The sequence below is a fragment of the Allobosea sp. LjRoot9 genome (assembly GCF_964252745.1).
Taxonomy (GTDB): Bacteria; Pseudomonadota; Alphaproteobacteria; order Rhizobiales; family Beijerinckiaceae; genus Allobosea.
On the sequence record NZ_CAXUPC020000023.1, the window covers coordinates 1 to 1,169 of the forward strand.

The window sequence follows — 1,169 nt, forward strand, 5'->3', positions numbered from 1 at the left end:
ATTATGTCGGGGACTTCGTCAAGAGCCTGCGCGGCAGGCTTTGAAGGGTGGCGCATCCGCATCGATCTGGGCGCTCCGCCCGGGACGAGGCTGGCCAATTGACGCCATATACTCTCGAGCACGGGCGATCATGCTGCGTTAGCGAGGCTTTCAGCAATTGAAAGCATAGTTATCGAATCGTTGAGCCGGCCTAAGGCCCCCTTATGTCATTGATCGTCAAACTGATCGAAAGCCTGTCTTTCGTGCTGCTGGCCGCACTGGCGCTCACGATCATCCTGCCAAGGCTCGATCGTCACCAGATTCTGCGCCAGATCGTCGTCAGCGCCCTGCTGGCTGCTGCCGGCTTCTTCAGCATGAACCATCCCTTCATGCTGCAGCCGGGGTTGGCGATCGATTCACGAAATGTCGTCGTCCTGCTCGCGGGCCCTGTCGGCGGGATACTGGCGACGGCTCTCGTGGCCGCGCCTCTCGCTCTCTACCGCTATTCCAATGGTGGCCCGGGCATGGTCATGGGCATTGTCGGCATTCTGCTCAGTGCATTGGCGGGAGTTGCCATCCATTGGCGCGCCAGGTCGCGCCAGCGTGATTTTGCCATGGAAGACGTCTGGCTGGTGGCTCTGTCATCGGCGCTCGTTCTGCTTCCGCCGCTGCTGCTGCTGCCGAATTGGGCGATGATCGAGACAGTGATCATCCGGGCCTTGCCTTTCACGCTGATGGTCAATGTCGGTGGTGCGACATTGATGGCGTTGATCATCGTCATCGATGCCGAACGGCGTGAAACCGCCTATCGCTTCAAGACCCTGGTTCAGCGCGCGCCCGGCACGCTCTACCAGCGCATCGTCCGGCCGGACAAAACCCTGAGCTACAGATTTGCGTCCTTTAGTCTGGAAAGGTCGCTCGGCATCACCCAGCAGGAGGTCGAGCGCGATCCGGAGGTCTGGATCGGCCGGATGCTGCCGGAGGACAGGGCGCGCTTCGAGGACGCCCGCATGCGGCAATTCGACGACAGGGACAATTGGCGCTTCGAGGCGCGCTACACCACGGTGACCGGTGCGATTATCTGGCTGCGCAGCGAGGCCACCATGCGCGAGCTGCCGGACGGGACCATGATCTGGGACGGCATCCTACTCGATGTCACCGACGAGAAATCGCTGGAAACCCGCCGCGCG

1 protein-coding gene is annotated in these 1,169 nt (G+C 61.5%); it reads left to right on the forward strand.

Annotation, left to right across the window (positions count from 1 at the left end):
• Positions 1 to 203: 203 nt before the first annotated feature.
• Positions 204 to 1,169, forward strand: a 966-nt coding sequence (locus tag ACSQ3P_RS31660) for a LytS/YhcK type 5TM receptor domain-containing protein (protein ID WP_436169381.1), incomplete at its 3' end; no start/stop codon positions are given.